Annotated in this window: 29 protein-coding genes; 10 read left to right on the top strand and 19 right to left on the bottom strand. The window is 73.9% G+C overall.

The window, feature by feature from the left end; genetic code table 11:
- Positions 1–41 precede the first annotated feature (41 nt).
- The 3 genes from ACTG9Q_RS03755 to menD are packed head-to-tail and all read right to left on the bottom strand — an operon-like array spanning position 42 to position 2,732.
- Positions 42–503: a DUF3592 domain-containing protein gene (locus ACTG9Q_RS03755; protein ID WP_455571142.1), complete on the bottom strand. Its 462-nt coding sequence runs from the start codon at positions 501–503 to the stop codon at positions 42–44.
- A 10-nt stretch (positions 504–513) separates the two neighbouring features.
- Positions 514–1,059: a TetR/AcrR family transcriptional regulator gene (locus tag ACTG9Q_RS03750; protein ID WP_455571141.1), complete on the bottom strand. Its 546-nt coding sequence runs from the start codon at positions 1,057–1,059 to the stop codon at positions 514–516.
- Positions 1,059–2,732 (bottom strand): 2-succinyl-5-enolpyruvyl-6-hydroxy-3-cyclohexene-1-carboxylic-acid synthase, encoded by a 1,674-nt coding sequence (gene menD / locus ACTG9Q_RS03745; protein WP_455571140.1) that lies wholly within the window; start codon positions 2,730–2,732, stop codon positions 1,059–1,061. Before menD ends, ACTG9Q_RS03750 begins: the two co-directional genes overlap by 1 nt.
- Positions 2,733–2,773: 41 nt before the next feature.
- On the opposite strand from menD, the gene ACTG9Q_RS03740 reads away from it, so the two are divergent.
- From ACTG9Q_RS03740 to ACTG9Q_RS03715, 6 genes are all read left to right on the top strand, one after another.
- On the top strand, positions 2,774–3,685 hold the full coding sequence (locus tag ACTG9Q_RS03740; protein WP_455571139.1) for a 1,4-dihydroxy-2-naphthoyl-CoA synthase: 912 nt from the start codon (positions 2,774–2,776) through the stop codon (positions 3,683–3,685).
- Complete coding sequence (locus ACTG9Q_RS03735) at positions 3,685–4,950, top strand: AMP-binding protein (RefSeq protein WP_455571138.1); 1,266 nt, start codon at positions 3,685–3,687, stop codon at positions 4,948–4,950. The genes ACTG9Q_RS03740 and ACTG9Q_RS03735 overlap by 1 nt, the downstream gene beginning before the upstream one ends.
- 57 nt (positions 4,951–5,007) lie before the next feature.
- Entirely contained in the window at positions 5,008–5,748 is a 741-nt protein-coding gene (locus ACTG9Q_RS03730) for an N-acetyltransferase (protein WP_455571137.1), read from the top strand.
- A gap of 102 nt (positions 5,749–5,850) precedes the next feature.
- Positions 5,851–6,108: a hypothetical protein gene (locus tag ACTG9Q_RS03725; protein ID WP_455571136.1), complete on the top strand. Its 258-nt coding sequence runs from the start codon at positions 5,851–5,853 to the stop codon at positions 6,106–6,108.
- A gap of 21 nt (positions 6,109–6,129) precedes the next feature.
- Complete coding sequence (locus tag ACTG9Q_RS03720; protein ID WP_455571135.1) at positions 6,130–7,002, top strand: 1,4-dihydroxy-2-naphthoate polyprenyltransferase; 873 nt, start codon at positions 6,130–6,132, stop codon at positions 7,000–7,002.
- Positions 7,003–7,130: 128 nt separating this feature from the next.
- Positions 7,131–7,535, top strand: a complete 405-nt coding sequence (locus ACTG9Q_RS03715) for an Rv3235 family protein (protein ID WP_455571134.1) — start codon at positions 7,131–7,133, stop codon at positions 7,533–7,535.
- 110 nt (positions 7,536–7,645) lie between these two features.
- Here the strand turns inward: ACTG9Q_RS03715 and ACTG9Q_RS03710 are convergent, their stop codons facing one another.
- Complete coding sequence (locus ACTG9Q_RS03710) at positions 7,646–7,840, bottom strand: hypothetical protein (protein ID WP_455571133.1); 195 nt, start codon at positions 7,838–7,840, stop codon at positions 7,646–7,648.
- A gap of 72 nt (positions 7,841–7,912) precedes the next feature.
- Positions 7,913–8,125: a BldC family transcriptional regulator gene (locus ACTG9Q_RS03705; RefSeq protein ID WP_455571132.1), complete on the bottom strand. Its 213-nt coding sequence runs from the start codon at positions 8,123–8,125 to the stop codon at positions 7,913–7,915.
- Between the two features lie 156 nt (positions 8,126–8,281).
- Between ACTG9Q_RS03705 and ACTG9Q_RS03700 the strand changes: the two genes are divergently transcribed.
- Genes ACTG9Q_RS03700 through cds1 form a run of 3 tightly spaced genes read left to right on the top strand, consistent with a single transcriptional unit; the run spans position 8,282 to position 10,111 of the window.
- Complete coding sequence (locus ACTG9Q_RS03700; RefSeq protein ID WP_455571131.1) at positions 8,282–8,743, top strand: Lrp/AsnC family transcriptional regulator; 462 nt, start codon at positions 8,282–8,284, stop codon at positions 8,741–8,743.
- A 10-nt stretch (positions 8,744–8,753) separates the two neighbouring features.
- Complete coding sequence (locus tag ACTG9Q_RS03695) at positions 8,754–9,023, top strand: DUF4229 domain-containing protein (protein ID WP_455571130.1); 270 nt, start codon at positions 8,754–8,756, stop codon at positions 9,021–9,023.
- Positions 9,020–10,111, top strand: a complete 1,092-nt coding sequence (cds1, locus tag ACTG9Q_RS03690; RefSeq protein ID WP_455571129.1) for an L-cysteine desulfhydrase Cds1 — start codon at positions 9,020–9,022, stop codon at positions 10,109–10,111. The genes ACTG9Q_RS03695 and cds1 overlap by 4 nt, the downstream gene beginning before the upstream one ends.
- 87 nt (positions 10,112–10,198) lie before the next feature.
- Here the strand turns inward: cds1 and ACTG9Q_RS03685 are convergent, their stop codons facing one another.
- The 4 genes from ACTG9Q_RS03685 to ACTG9Q_RS03670 all read right to left on the bottom strand — a co-directional run bounded on the left by ACTG9Q_RS03685 (position 10,199) and on the right by ACTG9Q_RS03670 (position 15,050).
- Complete coding sequence (locus ACTG9Q_RS03685; RefSeq protein ID WP_455571128.1) at positions 10,199–11,665, bottom strand: AAA family ATPase; 1,467 nt, start codon at positions 11,663–11,665, stop codon at positions 10,199–10,201.
- 106 nt (positions 11,666–11,771) lie between these two features.
- A complete protein-coding gene (gene ccsB / locus ACTG9Q_RS03680) occupies positions 11,772–12,752 on the bottom strand; it encodes a c-type cytochrome biogenesis protein CcsB (RefSeq protein WP_455571127.1) in 981 nt (326 codons plus the stop codon).
- Positions 12,739–14,241 (bottom strand): cytochrome c biogenesis protein ResB, encoded by a 1,503-nt coding sequence (resB, locus tag ACTG9Q_RS03675; protein ID WP_455571316.1) that lies wholly within the window; start codon positions 14,239–14,241, stop codon positions 12,739–12,741. Before resB ends, ccsB begins: the two co-directional genes overlap by 14 nt.
- Before the next feature lie 38 nt (positions 14,242–14,279).
- Positions 14,280–15,050: a cytochrome c biogenesis CcdA family protein gene (locus tag ACTG9Q_RS03670; RefSeq protein WP_455571126.1), complete on the bottom strand. Its 771-nt coding sequence runs from the start codon at positions 15,048–15,050 to the stop codon at positions 14,280–14,282.
- 229 nt (positions 15,051–15,279) lie between these two features.
- Here ACTG9Q_RS03670 and ACTG9Q_RS03665 point away from each other — a divergent pair, with 229 nt between their 5' ends.
- Positions 15,280–15,480, top strand: a complete 201-nt coding sequence (locus ACTG9Q_RS03665; RefSeq protein ID WP_455571125.1) for a sigma factor-like helix-turn-helix DNA-binding protein — start codon at positions 15,280–15,282, stop codon at positions 15,478–15,480.
- Here the strand turns inward: ACTG9Q_RS03665 and ACTG9Q_RS03660 are convergent.
- The 10 genes from ACTG9Q_RS03660 to hemB all read right to left on the bottom strand — a co-directional run bounded on the left by ACTG9Q_RS03660 (position 15,467) and on the right by hemB (position 21,816).
- Positions 15,467–16,027 (bottom strand): TlpA family protein disulfide reductase, encoded by a 561-nt coding sequence (locus tag ACTG9Q_RS03660; protein WP_455571124.1) that lies wholly within the window; start codon positions 16,025–16,027, stop codon positions 15,467–15,469. The genes ACTG9Q_RS03665 and ACTG9Q_RS03660 overlap by 14 nt on opposite strands.
- Positions 16,024–16,653 (bottom strand): histidine phosphatase family protein, encoded by a 630-nt coding sequence (locus tag ACTG9Q_RS03655; protein ID WP_455571315.1) that lies wholly within the window; start codon positions 16,651–16,653, stop codon positions 16,024–16,026. The genes ACTG9Q_RS03660 and ACTG9Q_RS03655 overlap by 4 nt, the downstream gene beginning before the upstream one ends.
- A gap of 8 nt (positions 16,654–16,661) precedes the next feature.
- Positions 16,662–17,978: a glutamate-1-semialdehyde 2,1-aminomutase gene (hemL, locus tag ACTG9Q_RS03650; protein WP_455571123.1), complete on the bottom strand. Its 1,317-nt coding sequence runs from the start codon at positions 17,976–17,978 to the stop codon at positions 16,662–16,664.
- Positions 17,979–18,015: 37 nt separating this feature from the next.
- Positions 18,016–18,321, bottom strand: a complete 306-nt coding sequence (locus ACTG9Q_RS03645; RefSeq protein WP_455571122.1) for a hypothetical protein — start codon at positions 18,319–18,321, stop codon at positions 18,016–18,018.
- Positions 18,318–18,710, bottom strand: coding sequence for a hypothetical protein (locus tag ACTG9Q_RS03640; RefSeq protein WP_455571121.1), 393 nt, complete (start codon positions 18,708–18,710; stop codon positions 18,318–18,320). The genes ACTG9Q_RS03645 and ACTG9Q_RS03640 overlap by 4 nt, the downstream gene beginning before the upstream one ends.
- A gap of 114 nt (positions 18,711–18,824) precedes the next feature.
- Entirely contained in the window at positions 18,825–19,397 is a 573-nt protein-coding gene (locus ACTG9Q_RS03635) for a hypothetical protein (protein ID WP_455571120.1), read from the bottom strand.
- A gap of 17 nt (positions 19,398–19,414) precedes the next feature.
- Positions 19,415–19,906, bottom strand: coding sequence for a hypothetical protein (locus ACTG9Q_RS03630; RefSeq protein WP_455571119.1), 492 nt, complete (start codon positions 19,904–19,906; stop codon positions 19,415–19,417).
- Entirely contained in the window at positions 19,906–20,355 is a 450-nt protein-coding gene (locus tag ACTG9Q_RS03625) for a hypothetical protein (RefSeq protein WP_455571118.1), read from the bottom strand. Before ACTG9Q_RS03625 ends, ACTG9Q_RS03630 begins: the two co-directional genes overlap by 1 nt.
- The gene (locus tag ACTG9Q_RS03620; protein ID WP_455571117.1) at positions 20,352–20,831 is read right to left on the bottom strand and encodes a hypothetical protein; all 480 of its coding nucleotides are present in this window, start codon (positions 20,829–20,831) and stop codon (positions 20,352–20,354) included. The genes ACTG9Q_RS03625 and ACTG9Q_RS03620 overlap by 4 nt, the downstream gene beginning before the upstream one ends.
- A gap of 13 nt (positions 20,832–20,844) precedes the next feature.
- Positions 20,845–21,816: a porphobilinogen synthase gene (hemB, locus tag ACTG9Q_RS03615; protein ID WP_455571116.1), complete on the bottom strand. Its 972-nt coding sequence runs from the start codon at positions 21,814–21,816 to the stop codon at positions 20,845–20,847.
- Between the last annotated feature and the right edge of the window lie 45 nt (positions 21,817–21,861).

Raw genomic sequence — 21,861 nt, 5'->3', positions numbered from 1 at the left:
CACCGGAAAGCGGATTTCGCGGATTGCTGTCACAACGACGGTCACACCCGGCGCTTGCGGTGCGGCGGGCGCAGGTGCAGCGGGCCCTGCTTGCGCAGCCACCACAGGACGCCGGCGACGACCGCCCATACGGTGGCGAGCAGGCTGGTCACCGGCAGGATCGTCAGCGCGGCGCCGCGACCGGCCACCCGCACGAGATCGGGGTCGCGCACGTCGTACTCGACGCGGACGACCTGGCCCTCCTCCAGCGCCTCGGGGTAGAGCACGCCGACGGAGGGCACGTGCTCGGCGCCGTCGGGGGTCTGGAACCGCACCAGCGTCCGGTCGAGGCCGACGCTGACCACGTCCGCATCGGCCCGCCCGGTGTTGTTCTCGATCGCCTCGTCCTCGACGAAGGCCGCCACGATCAGCAGCAGGCCGAACACCGTCAGCAACCCCGCGATGACGACCAGGACCCGGGCGAGGACTTGGCGCACCCGCGCCTTCGAGTCGAGCACCGGCACGCTCAAAAGCCTAGTGGTCACGGGTGAGGGCACGGACGTAGACGGCGGTGTCGGTGGCCGCGCCGATGGCCCGGTGCAGGGCGATGCCCTCCAGGGCGGCCAGGGTGAGCGCGGCCAGGGCCTCGGGGTCCGAGGCGGACTGGGCGCGCAGCCAGTCGCCGAGGCGGGCCCTGGTGGCCGTGACGACCGACGCCAGGCCATCGCGCAGCTCGGGGTGGCGCGGGGCGGCCAGGATGATCTCGGCCATCAGCCTGCTCGCGGGCTCCTCCGGCGGATGCCTGTCCAGCTCGGCGAGCAGCCGGGTCAGGCCCTCGGTGGCGTCCCCGGCGCCGTCGAGCAAGTCCACCCAGCTCTCGGCGAAGGACTGGCAGAAGCCCAGGGCGGCGGCGGTGAGCAGGTCGGGGACGGTCGGGAAGTGGTAGTGGACCAGCCCGGGGTTCAGCCCGGCCCGCTCGGCGACGGCCCTGGTGGTGACCGCGCCCCAGCCGAGCTCCGGGATCAGGGCGAGCGCGGCGGCCAGCAGGCGCTCGCGGGTGGCCGCGCCCCTGGCCGACATCAGCGCAGGGCCGCGGCGACGGCGGCCCGCAGCCGGGCGTGCAGGTCGCGCAGGCGGCCGCGGTCGGCGCGCACCTCCACCACCCGCAGGCCGGGCGCCGGGCGCAGGGCCGCGGCGAACTCCGCCGGGTCGGCGGCGGTCGCGTGCGGGACGCGGTGGGCGGCGCACAGCGCGGCCAGGTCGACCCCGTGCGGGGTGCCGAAGACGCGCTCGAAGGCGGGCTTGTGCTCGGCGGCGCCCTGTTCGAGCAGGCTGAAGATGCCGCCGCCGTCGTCGTTGAGCACGACGGCGGTCAGGTCGGGGCGGGCCTCGCCGGGTCCGATCAGCAGGCCGTTGGTGTCGTGCAGGAAGGTCAGGTCGCCGAGCAGGGCGTACCCGGGCGCGCGGGAGCCCAGCGCGACGCCGACGGCGGTGGAGAGGTTGCCGTCGATGCCCGCGACGCCGCGGTTGGCGTACACGGTGAGGTCGGCGCGGTGCTCGGCGACGAGGTCGACGTCGCGCACCGGGTTGGAGGAGCCCAGGAACAGGGTGGCGCCGGGGGGCAGGGCGTCGACCAGGTCGCGGGCCACGTGCAGGCCGGTGGGCCACGGCTGCTCGCCGAGGAACTTCTCCACCGCGGTCGCCGCGGCGGTCTCGGCCTCCACCCAGCCGCTCAGCCAGGCCGGGTCGTGGCCGGTGACGTGGGCGAGGTCGTCGTCGTCGAGCCAGCTGCGCACGTGGGTGGCGACGAACTGCGGGTCGGTCCACTGCGGGTGGTCGCCGATGCCGTACACCGGGGCCCGGTCCATCAGCCCCCGCACGCCGCGGGAGAGCGTCGGCCGCCCGACGACGATCACCGCGTCGGGCCGCAGCGCCGCGGGCAGGTCGCCGGAGAGCAGCAGCGGGCCGCCGCGCAGCACGCGCGCCCCGCCGCCGACCGCCGAGGCCGCGCCCACCGGCTCGGCGATGACCGGCCAGCCCGCCTTGGCCGCCACCGCCGCCGCCGCGCGGGCCCGGACCGGGTCGCCGCTGCCGACGACCATCAGCGCCTTGGCGGGCAGGGCGAAGTCGACCCGGTTGCCCGGCAGCGTCCGCTGCGCCGACCAGGTCGTCCAGCGGGCGCCGTCGGGCCTGCCGTCGAGGGAGTCGGGCCACTCGTCGCCGAAGGTGGGGACCAGGGGCTCGCGGAACGGGATGTCCAGCTGCACCGGCCTGCCGGTCTCCGCCCGCGCCACGCCCCGGCAGACCAGGCCGCGCCAGACCGGGTTCAGGCCCGCGCGGTGCTCGGCGACCGGGAAGTCCACCGCGACCGCGGCGCTGCCGAAGATGCCCCGCTGGTCGATGGTCTGGTTGGCGCCGGTGCCGTGCAGCTCGGGCGGTCGGTCGGCGGTGATCAGCAGCAGGCCCACACCGGAGTGGTGGGCCTCCAGGACGGCGGGGTGCAGATTGGCCACCGCGGTGCCCGAGGTGCAGACCACGGCGGCGGGGCGGCCACTCGCGCGGGCGAGGCCGAGCGCGAGGAAGCCCGCGGCCCGCTCGTCGACGCGCACGTGCAGCCCGACGCGGTCGGCGGCCGCGTGCAGCGCGAACGACAGGGGGGCGTTGCGCGAGCCCGGGCAGAGCACGACGTGGCGCACGTCATTGCGGACGAGCTCATCGACGACGACGGTGGCCATCGCGGTGGACGGGTTCACCCGGCCAGCCTGCCACGACCGGCGGCCGGCAAGCTCGGGACGTGGCTGACCCTCAGGTATCGGAGCTGTTCGACCCGGCGGCGTGGCGCCCGGTCGAGGGGTTCGACTTCACCGACATCACCTACCACCGGGCCGTCGACACCGGCGCGGTGCGCGTCGCGTTCGACCGCCCCGAGGTCCGCAACGCCTTCCGCCCGCACACCGTCGACGAGCTGTACCGGGCGCTGGACCACGCCAGGATGAGCCCGGACGTGGGCGTGGTGCTGCTCACCGGCAACGGCCCCTCCCCGCGCGACGGCGGCTGGGCGTTCTGCTCCGGCGGCGACCAGCGCATCCGCGGGCGCACCGGGTACCAGTACGCCGCCGGGGAGACGGCCGCGTCCGCCGATCCCGCGCAGGCGGGCAGGCTGCACATCCTGGAGTGCCAGCGGCTCATCCGGTTCATGCCGAAGGTGGTCATCGCCGTGGTCCCCGGCTGGGCGGCCGGTGGCGGGCACAGCCTGCACGTGACCTGCGACCTGACCCTGGCCAGCGCCGAGCACGCCCGCTTCAAGCAGACCGACGCCGACGTCGGCAGCTTCGACGCGGGCTACGGCTCGGCCTACCTGGCCCGCCAGATGGGCCAGAAGTTCGCCCGCGAGGTGTTCTTCCTCGGCCGCGCGTACACCGCCGAGGAGATGGTGCGCATGGGCGCGGTCAACCGCGCCGTGCCGCACGAGTCGCTGGAAGCCGAGGCGCTGGACTGGGCGCGGGAGATCAACGGCAAGTCCCCGACCGCCCGGCGGATGCTGAAGTACGCGTTCAACCTCATCGACGACGGCCTGGTCGGGCAGCAGCTCTTCGCGGGCGAGACCACCCGCCTGGCTTATATGACCGACGAGGCGGTCGAGGGGCGTGACGCCTTCCTGGAGAAGCGCCCCCCGGACTGGTCGCCGTACCCGCACTACTACTGATGGAGCTGCTCGCGGCCCTGCGGTCGGCGCTGGAGGGCGGCCCGACCGTGCACGCCGGGCCGCCGGTCGACGCCCCGCCGGGGACCGCGCTGGTGGTGCGGACCTCCGGGTCGACCGGGACGCCCCGGGCGGTGCTGCTGTCGGCGTCGTGCCTGGTGGCCTCCGCGGCGGCCACCCACGCCCGGCTGGGCGGGCCGGGCCGGTGGCTGCTGGCCCTGCCCACCACGCACATCGCCGGGTTGCAGGTGCTGGTGCGGTCCGCGCTGGCCGGGACGACGCCGGGGGTGCTCACGGGCCCGTTCCGCAGTCGGTCCTTTGTGGAGGCCGCCTCGGACGTGCTGGCGTCCTCCGGGCCCCGCTACACCGCCTTGGTGCCCACCCAGCTGACCCGGCTGCTGGCCTGGGGCGGGTCGGGGCTGGCGGCCCTGCGCTCGTTCGACGCCGTCCTGGTGGGCGGGGCGGCGCTGGCCTCCCCGGTGCTGTCGGCGGCCCGGGCCGCGGGGGTGGCGGTGGTGACGACGTACGGGATGACGGAGACCGCGGGCGGGTGCGTGTACGACGGCGTGCCGCTGGACGGGGTGCGGGTGGAGCTGGCCGACGGTGCTGTCCAGGGCGGGGCTGCTCAAGACAGGACTGACCAGGGCGGGGCTGCTCAAGACAGGACTGACCAGGGCGGGGCTGGCCAGGACAGGGCTGTCCAGGACAGGGCTGACCAGAACGGGGCTGGCCAGGAGAGGGCCGGCCGGGACGGGGTGATCCAGGGCGGCGCTGGCCGGGACGGGGTGATCCAGGGCGGCGCTGGCCGGCACGGGGTGATCCAGGGCGGCGCTGGCCGGCACGGGGTGATCCGGCTCGGCGGGCCGACGGTGGCCATCGGGTACCTGGGCTCGCCGCCGTTCGACGGGTGGTTCGAGACCTCGGACCTGGGCGCGGTCGCCGACGGGCGGCTGCGGGTGCTCGGCCGGGCGGACGACGTGATCAACACCGGCGGGGTGAAGGTGGCGCCCGCGGCGGTCGAGGAGGTGCTGCTGGCCCAGCCGGGGGTCCAGGAGGCGTGCGTGGTGGGGGTGGCCGACCCGGAGTGGGGCCTGCGGGTGGCGGTGGCCGTCGTCGGCGTGGTGGACGACGCCGCGCTCGCCGCCGTCCGCGCCGCCCTCGGCCCCGCGGCCGTGCCCCGGCGCGTCGCCGTGGTGGGCGCGCTGCCGGAGCGGGGCCCGGGGAAGGTGGACCGGGCGGCGGTGGCCGCGCTGTTCGCCGCCGGGTAAAACCGTTTCCCCACCCGGTCGCCGGGCCGGTAGCGTCCGGCGACTGTGGACCTTGTGGTGGCGACGCTCGCGGAGCGGCCGGAGTTGGCGGGCCTGGCGGAGGACTTCCCCGGGGGCTGGCCGGAGTTCATGTACCACGACTTGATCGCGCCGCTGTATTACAACGTGAGCGAGACCGTCTACGCGGAGCACGCCATCATGGCCTACGACCCCGCGCGGCCGGAGCGGGCGGTCGCGCGGGCGTACACGGTGCCCTTCACGTGGGAGCGGGAGGAGCTGCCGGTCGGCGGGTGGGACGAGGTGATCATGCGGGCCACGCTGGACCGGCTCGCGGGCGTGCGCGGCAACCGGGTCTCGGCGCTGGAGGTGTGCGTGCAGCCGGACCTGCGCGGCACGGGGCTCTCGGCGGTGATGCTGAAGGCGATGTCGGCCAACGCGGCGCGGCTGGGCTACGACACGCTGCTCGCGCCCGTGCGGCCCAGCGGGAAGTCGGCCGTGCCGGACATGCCGATGAGCGAGTACGCCTGCCTGGTGCGCGAGGACGGCCTGCCCGTCGACCCGTGGCTGCGGGTGCACGTCCGCGCGGGCGGCCGGATCGTCGGCGTCGCGCCGCGGTCCATGGCGATCGCCGGGACCCTCGCCGAGTGGCGGGAGTGGACCGGGCTGCCCTTCGACGAACCCGGCCCGGTGCGGGTGCCCAACGCGCTGGCGCCAGTGCACTGCGACCCGGCGCAGAATCACGCGGTCTACGTCGAGGCGAACGTCTGGGTGGAACATCCGTTAGCCCGATCAGCCTAATTTGCGCCGGAGATGTGACGGACCGATCACCGGGTGCGACAGTCCCATGGGGAGGGCTGGCGAACGGAGGTCCCTGCGGTGGCGAGACCGGTGGCGGGTTCGGTGCAGACATTCGCGGCCGACCTGCGCGCGCTGCGGCGACGGTCCGGCACGCCCGACTTCGCGTCGATCTCGCGCGCGACCGGGGTGCCGGTCGAGGCGCTGGCCGCGGCGGTGGCGGGCAGGCAGCTGCCCGAGTGGGCGACGGTGGCGGCGTTCGTGCACGGCTGCGGCGGGCTGCCCGCGCAATGGCGCGAGCGGTGGGAGCAGGCCCGCGACAGCACGCGCGTGCACATCCCCACACCCCGGCTCCCGAGCTGAGCGGTAGGCGAAGATGGGGGCATGGCGACGTTCACGCAGTGGGTCACCGGGGCGCGCGTGCGCACCCTGCCCAACTCGGTGGCCCCGGTCCTGGTGGGCGCGGGCGCCGCGGCCGCCGTCGACGCCTTCTCCTGGCCGCGCGCGCTGCTGGCCCTGATCGTCGCGCTGGCGCTGCAGGTGGGCGTGAACTACGCCAACGACTACTCCGACGGCGTCCGCGGCACCGACGCCGACCGGGTGGGCCCGCTGCGCCTGGTCGGCTCCGGCACTGTCGCGCCGGACTCGGTGCGCGGGGCGGCGTTCGCCTGCTTCGGCGTGGCCGCGGTGGCCGGGCTCGTCCTGGTGCTGCTGAGCGGCCTGTGGTGGCTGCTGGCCGTCGGCGCCCTGTGCATCGCGGGCGCGTGGTTCTACACCGGCGGGTCGCGGCCCTACGGGTACTCCGGGTGGGGTGAGGCCGCGGTGTTCCTGTTCTTCGGCCTGGTCGCGGTCCTGGGCACGCAGTACGTCCAGGCGGGCCTGGTCACGTGGTCGGCGGTGGCCTGCGCGGCGTCGATGGGCGCGTTCTCCGCGGCGGTCCTGGTGGCGAACAACCTCCGCGACGCCCCCACCGACGCGGTGACGGGCAAGCGCACCCTGGCCGTCCGCCTGGGCGAGCCCAACACCCGGCTGCTCTACTCGTCGCTGGTCTCGTTCCCGTTCGCCATGAGCCTGCTGCTGGCCGTCGGGGCGAAGGCGGCCCTGTTCGCCCTGCTCGCCGCCGCCATCCTGGTCCCGGCGATCCGGCGCGTCGTCTCCGGCGCCACCGGCCTCGCCCTGGTCCCGGTGCTCAAGCAGACCGGCCTGGCCATGCTGGCCTGGTCCGTCCTCACCGGCGCCGCGCTGGCCTGGGGCTGACCCGTACACCAGGGCGTGTCGTCCCGCCGCGTTTCCCCCGCGGTTCCGGCGATCGTGGGCGGCCGACCCGGCGGCGCCGTCGCGGCGGCCCCTTCTTCCCCGAATCGATCCTTCGGGGAGGACAACCCATGCTCACCGCGCTACCGACCTACGAGCCCATCCCGGTCCCGGCACCCCGGCACACCCCGTGCCGCCCGTACCCCCGGGCCGCCCCGTTCCCCGTCGGCCGCGCGCCCGTCCACCCCGACCTGGCCAAACTGCTCACCGCCCTGGTCGAGGTCCTCACCCAGCGCCGCCCGGCCCACCAGCTCGCCCCCTACCTGACCCCCACCGCCCGCACGGCCCTGCGCGCGCTCCCGCCCCAGCCCCCCACCCTGCGGCTGCGCAGCGTCCACACCTGCCACCTGGACCCCATCACCGTCGAGATCGCCGCCACCCTCACCGCGACCCGCCGCGCCAAGGCCCTCGCCACCCGCGCCCACCGCACCCGGGACCGGTGGTGCCTCACCGCGCTGCACATCATCGGCGGATGAGCCCGCCGACGAAGGAAGTGGCCGCCGCGAACGGCGACCACTTCGGTTCCTCAAGCAGGAGTCCCCTGGGCCGAATTCCCTCGGGCAGAATTCTGGCGGCAGGAGGGTCCTCAGGCAGGCGGGGTGTCCTCGTCCCGCTTGCGCCGCCTGCTCTCGTCGAGCTTGCGGAGGAAGTCGGGATCGTCGTCGGGGGCGAGCGAGGCGGGTCGCCTGCGCTGCGCGATGTCGGCGGTCTGCGGGCCGAACGCCCGCCACATCAGGACGGCGATCGTGAGGGCGCCGACCGCGGCGAGCAAATACACCATCGAGAGTCACCTCCATGCCTTGAGGTGTTCGAGGTTAGCCCCTCGCGGCGGGTTCGCGGGTGTCCCAGGCGGTCACGCCCGGTCAGCCGGGCCGTTCGCCTCGGTCGTCAGCTCGGCGAGCAGGGTCTTGACCTCGGACTCGCGGAAGCGGCGGTGCCCGCCGGGAGTGCGGATGGAGCCGATCCGGCCCGCTGTGGCCCAGCGGGTGACCGTCTTGGGGTCGACGCGGAACAACGCGGCCACTTCCCCCGGGGTGAGCAGTCGCTCGCCAACGTGCGCGGTCACAGCTTCCCTCCTAGTCGCCGAAGATGTGGAGCAAACAGGAGCATCGTGGCATCTCGCCCGCCGGGTACTCGAACGGTTGGCTGATGGTAAAGAGGTAGTAAGGGACAAATCGGCTGGTTCGGACACCGCGGTCCCGAGGTCGTACGCTCCACGCTTGTGGACAGTGTTGATCGCCGAATCATCGCAGCGCTGCGGACGAACGGCCGGGTCACCTACGCGGACCTGGGCAGGCAGGTGGGCCTGTCCGCCTCCGCGGTGCACGAGCGCGTCGGCAAGCTGGAGTCCTCCGGGGTGATCACCGGCTACCACGCCGTCGTCGACCCCCGGGCCATCGGGCTCGGGGTGACCGCGCTGGTCAGCATCCACCCGACCGACACCGCCGACGACGAGGACGTCGCCGACGCGCTCGCCGGGCTGGCCGAGATCGAGTCCTGCTACCGGGTCGCCGGGGACGAGGCGTTCGTGGTGAAGGTGCGGGTGGCCACCGTCGACGAGCTGGAGCGGGCGCTCAACCGGCTGCGGCGCATCGCCGGTGTCGCGCGCACGCGGTCCACCGTCGTGCTGTCCACCCGCTTCGAGGGCAGGCCGAACACCGCCGACGCCGGGGACGCGGGGTAGCCTGCCGGGCGTGGAGGACACGCTCGGCCGCGACATCGCCCTGTACACCGCCGCCCGGATCGCCCTGGTGGCGGCGGTCACCGCGGTGCTGCTGCTGTTCGACGTCCCGCTGCTGGTCAGCATCGCCGTCGCCGTCGTCGTCGGGTTCCCGCTGGGGCTGCTGATCTTCCGCGGCCTCAACGCCAGGGTCACCGCCGGGCTCGCCGAGCGCGGCAAGCACCGCCAAGCCGAGCGCGACCGGCTGCGCGCGCAGCTGCGGGGCGAGGACCCGCAGCGGTGACCGCGCTCGACCGGTGCGTCGAGGGCGCCCGCGCGTGGGTGTGCCAGGCCATCCGGATCATCGACGCCGACGCCAACCGCAGCGCCGACACGCACCTGCTGCCGTTCCCCCTGCCCGCGTCCTGGAACATCCAGCTGTACCTAAAGGACGAGTCAACCCACCCCACAGGCTCGTTGAAGCACCGGCTGGCCCGCTCGCTGTTCCTGTACGCGCTGTGCAACGGCTGGATCGGCGAGGGCACGCCGGTGATCGAGGCGTCCTCGGGGTCGACGGCGGTGTCGGAGGCGTACTTCGCCAGGATGCTCGGGCTGCCGTTCATCGCCGTCATGCCGCGCACGACCAGCCCGGAGAAGGTGGCGCTGATCGAGCGCCAGGGCGGGCGCTGCCACTTCGTCGACGAGCCCGGCCTGATCTACGCCGAGTCGCGCAGGCTGGCCGACGAGCTGGGCGGGCACTTCATCGACCAGTTCACCCACGCCGAGCGCGCCACGGACTGGCGCGGCAACAACAACATCGCCGAGTCGATCTTCGAGCAGATGGCCCTCGAACCGCACCCGCGCCCGGAGTGGATCGTGGTCGGCGCGGGCACCGGCGGCACGAGCGCGACCATCGGCCGGTTCATCCGCTACCGCGCCCTGGACACCCGCCTGGCCGTCGTCGACCCGGAGAACTCGGTCTTCTTCGACGCCTGGCGCGACGCCGACAGCACCCTGACCGGCTGCCGCGGCTCGCGCATCGAGGGCATCGGGCGGCCCCGGGTGGAGCCCTCGTTCGTCGGCTCGGTGATCGACCGCATGGTGAAGGTGCCCGACGCGGCCTCGATCGCGGTGATCCGCGTGGTGTCGGAGGTCCTGGGCAGGCGGGTCGGCGGGTCCACGGGCACGAGCCTGTGGGGGGCGTTCGGCGTCGTCGCGGAGATGCTCGCCGCGGGGCGCGCGGGCAGCGTGGTGACGCTGCTGTGCGACGGCGGGGAGCGCTACGGCCACACCTACTACTCCGACGAGTGGATCGCCGCGCAGGGACTGGACCTGGCGCCGTACTCGTCAGTGGTGCGCGAGTTCCTGGCGACGGGCGCCTTCGCCGGGTAGCGGCCCTTGCCGGGTGCTGCCTTCGCCGTGGCTGTCTTCGCTGACGACTGTTTTTACGCCGGACAGCTGTCTTTCGCCGGGTGCCGCCTAGTGGGGGCGGCGGACTTCGCTGGGGAAGTGGTCGGCGACGGTGGCGGCCAGTTCCAGGAGGCCGAGGCGGGTCTCGGGGAGCAGGCGGTCGAGTTCGATCTCCGCGCCCTCCTCCAGGTGCGGGTCGAACGGGATGCGGCAGACGGCGCGGCAGCGGGCCCCGAAGTGGGCGGCGAGCTTGTCCAGGTCGACCTTGCCCGAGCCGGGGCGCACGGAGTTGATGACCGCCACCGAGCGGGCGACGAGGTCGCGGTAGCCGTGCGCGTCGAGCCAGTCCAGGGTGGCCGAGGCGCTGCGGGCGCCGTCGACCGAGCCCGACGAGACGATCACCAGGGAGTCGGCCAGGTCGAGGACGCCCTTCATGGCCGAGTGCATCAGACCGGTGCCGCAGTCGGTGAGGACGATGTTGTAGAAGTGCTCCAGCAGCGTCACCGTGCGGCGGTAGTCGTCCTCGCTGAACGCCTCGGAGACGGCCGGGTCCTGCTCGCTGGCGAGGACCTCCAGGCGGCTGGGGCCCTGGGAGGTGTACGCCCGGATGTCGCTGTAGCGGCGGATGCGCTCGGCGTCGCGCAGCAGGTGGCGGACCGTGGCGGTGGTCTCCAGCGGGATCTTCTGGCTCAGCGTGCCGCGGTCGGGGTTGGCGTCGACGGCGATGACGCGGTCGCCGCGCAGGGAGGCGAACGTCGAGCCCAGGGTGGTGGTCGTCGTGGTCTTGCCGACGCCGCCCTTGAGGCTGAGCATGGCGATCTTGTAGCAGCCGCGCAGGGGCTGGTTGACCCGGGCGATCAGGTCGCGCCTGCGGACGTCGGCCGGGCTCTCGCCGGGGTTGATCAGGTGCCCGCTGGCCAGGTACACCGCGCGCCGCCAGCCGGACTGGGGGGCGCGCTTGACCTGCTTGACCAGCCGCGCGGTGGACAGGTCGCCGCCGTGCCCCTGTTGTGGACCAGGCTGCTGTGGGCCGACCTGGTGCTGGCCGACTTGGTGCTGGCCGGGCTGCTGGGGCCGCTGGTAGCCGTAGCCGGGGTAGTTCTGCTGGTACTGCGGGCCCGACGGGGTCGGCTCGACGTAGTAGCCGGGCTGCGGGCCGGAGTGGCCGGGGTTGACCGGGTACGCGCCGGAGTTGGCCGGGTTCACCTGGTGCGGACCGGACTGGCCGTACTGCGGCCCTGGGGGGCCGCCGAAGTGGTGCGGGCCCGACTGCCCCGGCGCGGGGTGCGGTCCGGAGTGGCCGGGCGCGGGGTGCGGGCCGGACTGGTTCGGGTTGAGCCTGCCGGAGTGGCCGGGCAGGTCGTGCGGTCCCGACGAGCCGGGGTGCGGCGTCGAGTCGGTGCCCGCGTCCTCGGCCAAGTGGGAGTCGGCCCGGTGGGGGTCAGCCACATGGGGATCGACCAAGTGGGAATCGGCCAGTTCGGGCGCGGGGCCGAAGTCCCCGGGGTCGCCGCCCGCGGGTGGCCGCCACGCCATGTCCGACTCTTCCGGGCGTCCAGTCACCCCTGCGCCCCTTCTCCCTCGTCCTGCCCAACCCTCGGTCGCGACGGTAGTCGCTGGCCGCGGCACGCGCCGCACTGGGTCAGGCGTAGGAGTGCATCCCGCTGACCACGAAGTTGATGAAGAACGTGTTGAACAAGACGACGGCGAACCCGACGGAGTTGACCACGGCCGCCCGCGTCCCCCGCCAGCCCGCCGTGGCCCGGGAGTGCAGGTACCCGGCGTAGACGACCCACGCCACGAACGCGACGGTCTCCTTGGGGTCCCAGCCCCACGGCCTGCCCCACGCCGACTCCGCCCAGATCGCCCCGGCGATGATCCCGAAGGTGTAGATCGGGAACGCGAAGATCGTGGTCTGGTACGCGACGCGGTCCAGGGTGTCGGCCGGGGCCAGCCGCCCGCCGAGCCGGTTCGGCCGCGCGTCGTGCTTGACCCGGACCAGGTAGAGCAGGCTGATCACGCCCGGGATCAGCAGCAGCCCGCTGGACGACGCCGCCGCGATCACGTGGATCACCAGCCAGTAGGACTTCAGCGCGGGCTGCACCGGGGCGGCCTCGGCGTAGAGCACGGTGAAGCCGAGGAACATCAGGATGACGACCGGGGTCATGACGAACGCCCCGAGCCTGCGCACGTCGAAGCGGCGCATCAGCACGAGCCAGCCGACGACGGCGACGAACATCGTGGCCGCGCCGTACTCGTACATGTTGCCCCACGGCGCCCGCCCGGTGGCGAGGCCGCGCAGCACCAGCGATGCCAGGTGCAGCAGCGCGCCCAGCACGGTCAGCGCGACGGCCATCCGCCCGAACCGCTCGGGGGTGGCCCGGCGCGGGGCCTCCGGGAGGACCCCGATCCCGACCGGCGAGGCGGTGCCGGACTTGGGGCCAGACCCAAGGCCAGACTTGGGGCCGGACCCGGCGGCGACCAGCTCGCGCGCCTCGGCGCGCGTCCCGACCCTGCCGAAGGCGCCCTCGACGGCGTAGGCGATGAGCGCCAGGAAGTAGATCAGCGCGGCGGCGGCGTAGGTCCAGTCGCTGTAGCCGGCGAGAGTGTCATCGATCGGCATGTGATTCCTTCCCCGGGCGCAGCGCGGTCGCGATCCTGTCGAACTCCTCGCCGTACCCCGCCTGGTCGGTGCGGGCGAGCCCGCCGACCGACACCACGGTACGGCCATCGTCGCCGGGCACGGCGCGCACCCACAGCCTGCGCCGCTTGACCATCAGCGACACGCCGAGGCCGAGCAGCATCAGCACGGCGAAGCCGAGCACCCACAGCTGCGTGGGGTCGTGCGAGACCTGCAGCGACACCCACCGCTGCACGCCGTCGAAGCGCACGCGGGTGCCGTCGTCGAGGGTGATCTCCCCGCCCAGCGCCAGGTTCTCCCTGGCGACCCTGGTGAGCCTGCCGCTGTCCACCAAGGACTGGTCGATCTCGAAGATGGACTGCCCGCGCCCGGAGTCGATGCCCAGGTCGCCGCGCATGACGTCGACGGCGACCCCGGGGTCGGTGAGGTCGGGGAACCGGGAGCTGAGCACGCCGCCGTGGATGGTCTGGGTGGGCGCGAACAGCCCGGTCACGGCGAGCTGCCCGGCGCGCCGCCGCACGGGGTCGGTGACGCCGGGCGGCTCGAACTTGGTGGCGCCCTCGGAGAGCAGCGTCAGCTCGTCCACCGGGCGCCACTGGATGGTCTGGGTGCGGGTCTGCCCGTCGGGCCAGGTGACGGTGAAGACCGGGGCGTAGCCGTGGCCGAGCAGGTAGACCCGGTCGCCCTCGGTGCGCAGCGGGCTGTTGACCCGCAGCGTGTAGGGCCGCCAGGTGCCGGAGTCCAGGTCGGCGCCGGACTGGTAGTCGATGTCGGCGGTGAACTGGTCGGCCTGGCCGGAGGGCAGGTAGTCGGCGCGGAAGTCGTTGACCCGCAGGCAGAACGGGGTCAGGTCGGTGCCGTCGACGCGCAGGCCGGGGCGGAAGGTGTCGTAGCCGAGGGTGCCCGCGTTGCAGAACTGCGAGCCGTTGGCCAGCACGATGACCTGGCCCTCGTAGTTGATCATCTTGCCGACCGCCAGCGAGACGATCAGGCCGAGCACGGAGAAGTGGAAGACGAGGTTGCCGGTCTCGCGCAGGTAGCCCTTCTCCGCGCTGACCGTGCGCGCGCCGCCGTCCTCGGCGCGCTCGGCGACCCGCCAGCCGCGCAGGGCCCGCCTGGCCGCCGCCACGACCTCGCCGGGGTCGCGCCCGTCGGCGGCGGTGTCGTGGTGGGGCAGCCGGGCGAGGTTGCGCGGGGTGAGCACGGGCCGCGCGCGCAGGGCCTTGGAGTACTCCGCGGTGCGCGGGATGAGGCAGCCGACGATGGAGACGAACAGCAGCAGGTAGACCGCGGAGAACCAGACGCTGGAGTAGACGTCGAACGCCTGCGCGCGGTCCAGCAGCTCGCCCCACCAGCCGTACTCGCGGATGAAGCCGTTGACCGCGGTCAGGTCGAGCGAGCGCTGCGGCAGCAGGGCGCCGGGCAGCGCGGCGAGGGCCAGCAGGAACAGCAGGACCAGCGCGGTCCGCATCGAGGTCAGGCCGCGCCAGGTGTTGCGCAGGAACGCGGTCACAGCGGCAGCCGCACGTCGGAGACGACGGTGTTGCGCAGCCACGACACCAGCTCGCCCCACATGCCGGTGACCAGCGCCAGCCCGACCACGATCAGCAGCCCGCCGCCGACGAGCTGGATGGCCCGCCCGTGGGTGCGCAGCCACCCCGTCGCCCGCACCGCCCAGCGCGCGCCGACGGCGATCAGCAGGAACGGCACGCCGAGGCCGAGGCAGTAGATGACGACCAGGAGGTACCCGCGCGCCGCCGACCCGCCGGTCGCGCTGGCCAGCGACAGCACCCCGGACAGCGTCGGCCCGATGCACGGCGTCCAACCCAGCCCGAACACCGCGCCCAGCACCGGCGCCCCCGCCAGTCCCATGCGCGGTGTCTTGTGGATGCGCACGTCCTTTTGCAGCGCGGGGACGAGGCCGATGAACACCAGCCCCATCGCGATGGTGACCACGCCGCCGATGCGCTGCAGGACGCTCTCATTGATCAGCAGCGCGTCGGCGAGCCAGACCAGGCTGCCGACGGTCGCGGCGAAGACGACGGTGAACCCGAGGATGAACAGCGCCACCGCCCCGAGCACGCGGTACCGGCCGCGCTTGCGCTCCTCGTCGGCGCTGACCGCGGGCGCCTCGGCGCCGACCAGCGCGGCGAGGTAGGCGAGGTAGCCGGGCACGAGCGGGACGACGCAGGGTGAGGCGAAGGAGATGGTCCCGGCCAGCAGCGCGACCAGCCCGGCCAGCACCAGGGGGCCGGAGACGGCGAGCTGTGTGGGGTCCACCGGTTCAGGGTAAGCAGCGGCTCCGCGCCGGTGACGGCGGAGGTGCCTTCACGCGGGCTGCGTCACACCGGCACTTTTGGGTCAGTCGAGTTCCCCTCACCTGACCCCGTTGACCTCGGCGGATCGCGACACGCCGTTTTGGAAACCTCGCGAATGCCCCGCTGGACCGATTCAGGCGCCCGGCCGCTCGGGATGATGAGGGGTCGGGAGGCAGTGGAGGGAGGCCGCGGTGGACGGACAGGGCACGCGGGTCCGCCTGGACGCCCGGTTCGCGGCGCTGACCGCGCGGCAGCGGGAGATCCTGGTCCTGCGGCTGCGCGAGGGCCTGTCGGCGGAGGAGACGGCCGTGCGGCTGGGCATGAGCGCCACCGAGGTGCGCGTGGCCCAGCACCGCGCGCTCAACCGGCTGCGCGGCGTCACTCCGCGATGAGGCGGTCGAGCAGCGGGATCAGGTCGGCGGCCAGGAGTTCGCGCATGAACGCCGCGGCGACCCTGCCCTCCTTGTCGATGACGAAGGTGGCCGGGACGACGGCGCGGGGGTAGCCCTTGAGGGCCAGCAGGGTGCGGCCGGGCGGGTCGTAGATCGAGGGGTAGGTCAGGTCGCGGTTGGCGAGGAAGTCGCGGGGCTCATCGGGCTGGAAGTCGCGGACGTCGATGCCCAGGACCTGGACGCCGCGCGGGCCGTACTCGTCCTGCACGCGCTGGAGCTCGGCGGCCTCGGTGCGACACGGCGGGCACCAGGCGCCCCACACGTTGAGGACGACGACCTCGCCGCGGTAGTCGGCCAGGGACAGGGTGGTACCCGGGTCGGTCAGGGACGGGCCGGACAGCTCGGGCAGGGGCTTGCGGTCGGCGCCGTCGTAGGTGATGTCGGTCTGCCCGCCCGGGGAGACGAAGACGAACTCGCTCGCCGTCGGGCCGGGGTCCGAGCAGCCCGCCAGCACCAGCAGCGCGGCGAGCAGCGCCACGGCCCTCACGCGCCGGTCTTCTTCGGGTCGCTGGCCCCGGCGGGCTCGGTGTAGCGGATCTCGACGAGCTGCTCGTCCTCGAAGACCAGGCTGGTCAGCGAGGCCAGGGAGCACTGGCGGCGGGTCGGGTCGTGCCACAGGCGCTTGCCTTCCAGGTAGCGCCGGACCGTCCACACCGGGAGCTGGTGGGACACGCACACCGCCTCCCTGCCCTCGGCCAGGGCCCGCGCGCGGTGCACGGCGGCCAGCATCCGGTGGGCGATCCGCAGGTACGGCTCCCCCCAGGACGGGGTGAACGGGTCGCGCAGGTGGGGCCAGTTGCGCGGCGAGCGCAGGGCGCCGTCGCCCACGGAGACCTTGCGGCCCTCGAAGATGTTGGCCGACTCGATCAGCCGCTCGTCGGTGGCCAGGTCGAGGCGGTGGGACGCGGCGATGGGGACGGCGGTCTGCTGGGCGCGCTCCAGCGGCGAGGCGACCACGTAGGCGATGTCGTTGGCGGTCAGGTGCTCGGCGACGGTCAGCGCCTGGCGCTCGCCCGCGCTCGAGAGGCGGTAGCCGGGCAGCCTGCCGTACAGGATGCCGCTCGGGTTGTGCACCTCGCCGTGGCGTACCAAGTGGACTGTCGTGCGGGTCACCGTTCGGGTCACGCTGGCTCCTTCGCGGCCGCGGCGGCCGCCGCCGCGGGAGGCAGGGCGGCGGCGATCTCACCGAACGCGGCGTCGTCGAGGGCGGCGCTGACGAACCACGCCTCGAACGCGCTGGGCGGGGCGTAGACACCGTGGTCGAGCAGGGTGTGGAAGAACGCGGGGAACCGCCAGGTCTGCGCCGCGCGCGCGCCCGCGAAGTCGGTGACCGGGTCCTCGGTGAAGAACACGCTCAGCAGGTTGCCCGCGTACTGCACGCGGTGCGGGACCGACGCCGCGCTCAGCGCCTCGGTGATCAGCCCGCCCAGCCGCTGGGCGTTGGCGTCCAGCGCCGCGTACACCGACGCGTCCGCGGCGCGCAGGGTGGCGAGACCGGCGGCCACGGCGACGGGGTTCCCCGACAGCGTGCCCGCCTGGTACACCGGCCCGGAGGGGGCCAGCGACGCCATGACCTCGGCGCGCCCGCCGAAGGCCGCCGCGGGCAGGCCGCCGGACATGACCTTGCCGAAGGTGTAGAGGTCGGCCACGACCGGCTCGATGCCGTGCCAGCCCGCGGCCGACACCCGGAACCCGGTCATCACCTCGTCCATGACCAGCAGCGCGCCGTGCGCCGCGGTGATCTCGCGCAGGCCCGCGTTGAACCCGGGCAGCGGGGCGACGGCGCCCATGTTGCCCGCCGCGGCCTCGGTGATCACCGCCGCGATGGTCGGCCCGTGCGCGGCGAAGGCCGCGCGCACGGCGTCGAGGTCGTTGTAGGGCAGCACGAGCGTGTCCTCGGCCTGCGCGCCGGTCACCCCGGGCGAGGTGGGCAGGCCGAGGGTGGCCACGCCGGAGCCCGCGTCGGCCAGCAGGGCGTCGACGTGGCCGTGGTAGCAGCCGGAGAACTTCACGATCCGCGTGCGCCCGGTGTACCCACGGGCCAGGCGGATGGCGCTCATCGTCGCCTCGGTGCCGGAGTTGACCAGCCGGACCTGCTCCACGGGCCCGACCCTGCCGATGATCTCCTCGGCGAGGTCGACCTCCCCGGCGGTCGGCGTGCCGAAGGACAGCCCGCTGCCCGCGGCCTCGCGCACGGCCGCCACGACGGCGGGGTGCGCGTGGCCCAGGATCATCGGCCCCCAGGAGCACACCAGGTCGACGTAGCGGTTGTCATCGGCGTCCCACAGGTGCGGGCCGCTCCCGCAGACCATGAACCGCGGTGTGCCGCCGACGGAGTTGAACGCGCGCACCGGCGAGTTGACGCCGCCCGGGATCACCTGGCGGGCCCGGTCGAACAGCGCGGCTGAGGCACGGACGTGGGCAGGCTCGGAAGTCACGCCCCCCAGTCTGGCAAACAACCCCGCGTGTCCGGGGTCACCCCTGGCGAGTCCTGACGGCGAGGACGGCGTTGCGCACCGCGTCGAGCACGGCCAGCCCCGCCGCGGTCCCGGCCGCGACCGACAGCGCCACGAGGTCCCCCGAGTACCGCCGGAACTCCAGGTCAGTGCCCTCGACCGGCTCGGTGGTGACCACTCCTCGGCTCCACAGCCACAGGGCGAGCCAGACCAGCCCGGCCGCGGCGAGCAGCTCGACGGCGGCGACGATCCCCCGGCGCGGCTGGTGCAGCGGCGCGGAGGGCTCCGGCCAGGCCAGGTGGGCGCCTTCGGTGTCCGCGGTCACCCGGTCAGCCTCTCATGCCCGCGCGCCGGACCCGCGCAGAAGTCCCGGACCCCCGGCCGCAGCATGAGCCAGAGCACCGCCGACCACACCAGCGCCAGCGCCGTCCCGACGACCAGGTCGCCGGGCGCGGGCAGCGTCACGGCCACCGCGGGCGCGGTGAGCACCCCCAGCAGCGCCGAGACGAACAGCGCGACCCGCGCCCACGCCCGCCCCGCGCGCATCGGGAAGACCGCCACCACCGCGCCGACCGCGGCGATCCCGGCGCTGACCGCCAGCACCGTGGGGCCGCGGTCGGAGAGCAGGAGCAGCACGCCGACAACCGCGGACCCGGTGAACGCCCCGCACGACGCCCCGGTGACAGCGGAGGGGCGCTCGGGGAGTGAGGACATCACGAGAACTAAGTAGCTGGCGCCCCGGTCAGCGTTACCGTCGGTGTTACCGAAACCCGACCGGGCCGTCGGCGTGGCCCGCCACCAACGACCCGGTCGGGTGGAGCGGTCCGGTCAGTACGCGGCGCGCTTGGCGGCGTTGAAGTACTCGTTGGAGTCGCGCTGGAACATCAGGAAGACCGCGCCGCCGACCAGGGCCAGGCTGACCAGGGTCAGCACCATGCTGATCCCGGACGTCGTGCCCAGGCTGACCAGGTTCAGCACGATCGACAGACCGCCGAGCACGGTCAGCACGATCCGGGCCCAGTTGCGCCCGGCGCGCATCTTGAACGCGAAGAGCAGGTACAGCGCGAAGAACAGCACCGCGACAACGCCGGTGAAGATCAGGCTCGCGGTGACGGCCTGGTCGAGCTGCGCCTCGGTGAACGCGCTGCCGGACCCTTCCAGGCCCGTGCGGGCCGCGTCCCGCAGGGTCTCGCGGTCGAACAGCAGGGTGACCACCAGGCCGAGCAGGCTCAGCGCCGAGTTGATCACCCAGAGCATGAACGCCGTCTCGACCGGCTTGGGCCGGGCCGGGGCGCCGGGGTGCTCCCGCGGGTCCACCGGCGGGGCCGAGGGCATGGGCTGGTAGGGATTGGGGTTCTGGGAATAGGGGTTGTTCGGGTCGTGGGGGCCGCTCGTAGTCATGGGAAGACGCTATTGGGTCACGGCCGACCTCGCACGCGTGCTCGGAAAAAGAGCGTCGACTCCGCTTTGAACAGGTACACCACGGCGGCGGCGCAGCAGGCGACGTCCGCGAGGCTCCACATCAGACCCAGCTCGGCGTTGGTCCGCGCCGCCTCGGTGAGGAACCGGACCAGGCTGAACGCGGTGAGCCCGGCGAGCGCCACCCGCGCCCAGTTGCGGCCCGCACGAACCTTGAACGCCAGCAACACGAACAGCCCGATGGTCAGCGCCACGCCGATCACCCCGGCGACGGGCACGACCCCGGCCATCATCTCGATCTCGGCCGCGGTGGCGTCGGCGGCGCTGCGGCGCAGCACCTCGGCGGTGAAGTCCTCGTCCATGACGGTGATCAGCGTGCCGACCGCGCCGACGGCCGTGCCCGCGATGACGAGCCGCACCGCGGTGTCGATCGCCGGGGGCCGCGGCGTGGCCAGCGGCTGGGAGACCGGCGGCATGGCGGGGTGGTCCATCACTGGTCCTCTCGACGGGCGCCGATCAGCGCGGTGAGGGCGGCCCGCAGCCGCTCGGGGCGGCGGGCCCAGGCCAGGGCGACGGTGCCGTCGTCGAGTTCCACCGGCACCTCGGTGGTCTTGCGCGGCACCACCAGGCCGCCGCCGAGCACCGGCGCGCTCGGCGCCTCGCCGTCGGGCGCCTCGGGCAGGACGGCGGCGATGCGGCTGGTCGCCAGCGACTGCCCGCCCTGGCGCAGGGTCTGCTCGGTCAGCACGACGGTGTAGACGTTGCGGCGCGCGGCGACCCAGGCCGCGACCATCAGCGTGAGCACGACCCCGATGAGCACCCACGCGAAGACGTGCACCGGCCCGCTCAGCGCCTCGACGCCCGCGCCCGCCAGGCAGAAGGCGGGCGCCCACAGCACCGGCCACCACGTCGAGCCCGACTCGGCGTAGCGGGGACTCATCGCCCGTGCGCGTCGTAGAACCGGCGGGCGGCGGGGAAGACCAGCAGGGCGATGGCGGCCAGGGTCAGCAGCGTGCTGAGCAGCCCGAAGATGGTGATGCGGCCGAAGCCGTACTGGAACAGCGCGCCGATGACCCCGGTGACCAGCAGCAGCGTGCGCGCCTTGCGGACGCCGTTGCGCGCCTGGTGGGCGAGCAGCAGGTAGAACAGCAGGAACACCACGGAACCGACGCTCAGCCAGACCGTGTAGCCCTTGACGATGTCCCGCGCCTCGATCAGCTCCACCCCGCTGGAGCGCGCCCAGTTCGCCGCGACGGCGCCCTGGTTGAGCATCAGCGCGACCGCCCCGGCCAGGCCCACCGCCCCGGCGACGAGCCACAGCCAGTAGGCGACGTGGATGATCAAGGGCGGGTCGACCCGGTCCCCACCTGCCTCATCGGCCGTCGGCATCACCGGCGGCCCGTCGCGAGTGCTCACGGCGCGACGATACTCAGCGCAGCCAGCGCGCGGCCTCGGCGGCCCAGTAGGTCAGGATCGCGTCGGCGCCCGCGCGCCGGATCGACAGCAGCGTCTCCAGGATGACCCTGCGCCGGTCCAGCCAGCCCTTCTCGGCGGCGGCCTCGACCATCGCGTACTCCCCGGAGACCTGGTACGCCGCGACCGGCACGTCCGAGACCTCCCGGACGGCGCGGATGACGTCGAGGTAGGCCAGGGCGGGCTTGACCATGACGAGGTCGGCGCCCTCCCGCAGGTCGAGCGCGACCTCGCGCAGCGACTCGCGCACGTTGGCCGGGTCCTGCTGGTAGCCCATCCGGTCGCCGGTGAGCTGGGACTCGACGGCCTCGCGGAAGGGGCCGAAGAAGGCCGAGGCGTACTTGGCCGAGTAGGCGAGGATGCCGGTGTCGGTGTGCCCGGCGGCGTCGAGGGCCTCCCGGACGACGCCGACCTGGCCGTCCATCATGCCGCTGGGGCCCAGCAGGTGGGCGCCCGCCTCGGCCTGGGCCTTGGCCATCTCGGCGTAGACGGCGAGGGTGGCGTCGTTGTCGACGCGGCCGTCGGCGTCGAGGACGCCGCAGTGGCCGTGGTCGGTGAACTCGTCCAGGCAGAGGTCGGACATCAGGACGGTGTCGTCGCCGAGTTCGGCCCTGAGGTCGCGCAGGGCGGCGTTGAGGATGCCCTCCGGGTCGATCCCCCCGGAGCCGACGGCGTCACGGGTGGTCGGGACCCCGAACAGCATGATCCCGCCGACGCCCGCCTGCACCGCGTCGACGGCCGCTTTGCGCAGGCTGTCCCTGGTGTGCTGCACGACGCCGGGCATGCTGGAGATCGGGACGGGCGCGGTCGCGCCCTCCTTGACGAACATCGGCAGGATGAGCTGCCGCGGCGCGACCTCGGTCTCGGCGACCATCCGCCGCAGGGCGGCGGTGTCCCTGAGCCTGCGCGGCCGGTGGCTGGGGAACATGGGACGCACCTTCCCTGAAAGCGTGGGTCAGGCCCTGGAAGCGTG

The organism is Actinokineospora lacus, assembly GCF_053813445.1.
This window is presented reverse-complemented; position numbering and strand designations above follow the sequence as displayed.

Bases quoted from the DNA above. Each gene is read 5' to 3' on its own strand.
- ACTG9Q_RS03715 (WP_455571134.1), top strand. From the start codon at position 7,131: ATGCTCACCGCGCTACCGACCTACGAGCCCATCCCGGTCCCGGCACCC.
- ccsB (WP_455571127.1), bottom strand. From the start codon at position 12,752: ATGCCGATCGATGACACTCTCGCCGGCTACAGCGACTGGACCTACGCC.
- ACTG9Q_RS03750 (WP_455571141.1), bottom strand. From the start codon at position 1,059: ATGTCGGCCAGGGGCGCGGCCACCCGCGAGCGCCTGCTGGCCGCCGCG.
- ACTG9Q_RS03685 (WP_455571128.1), bottom strand. From the start codon at position 11,665: ATGGCGTGGCGGCCACCCGCGGGCGGCGACCCCGGGGACTTCGGCCCC.
- ACTG9Q_RS03710 (WP_455571133.1), bottom strand. From the start codon at position 7,840: ATGGTGTATTTGCTCGCCGCGGTCGGCGCCCTCACGATCGCCGTCCTG.
- ACTG9Q_RS03735 (WP_455571138.1), top strand. From the start codon at position 3,685: ATGGAGCTGCTCGCGGCCCTGCGGTCGGCGCTGGAGGGCGGCCCGACC.
- resB (WP_455571316.1), bottom strand. From the start codon at position 14,241: ATGCGGACCGCGCTGGTCCTGCTGTTCCTGCTGGCCCTCGCCGCGCTG.
- ACTG9Q_RS03640 (WP_455571121.1), bottom strand. From the start codon at position 18,710: ATGTCCTCACTCCCCGAGCGCCCCTCCGCTGTCACCGGGGCGTCGTGC.
- ACTG9Q_RS03720 (WP_455571135.1), top strand. From the start codon at position 6,130: ATGGCGACGTTCACGCAGTGGGTCACCGGGGCGCGCGTGCGCACCCTG.
- ACTG9Q_RS03625 (WP_455571118.1), bottom strand. From the start codon at position 20,355: ATGAGTCCCCGCTACGCCGAGTCGGGCTCGACGTGGTGGCCGGTGCTG.
- ACTG9Q_RS03635 (WP_455571120.1), bottom strand. From the start codon at position 19,397: ATGACTACGAGCGGCCCCCACGACCCGAACAACCCCTATTCCCAGAAC.
- ACTG9Q_RS03630 (WP_455571119.1), bottom strand. From the start codon at position 19,906: ATGGACCACCCCGCCATGCCGCCGGTCTCCCAGCCGCTGGCCACGCCG.
- hemB (WP_455571116.1), bottom strand. From the start codon at position 21,816: ATGTTCCCCAGCCACCGGCCGCGCAGGCTCAGGGACACCGCCGCCCTG.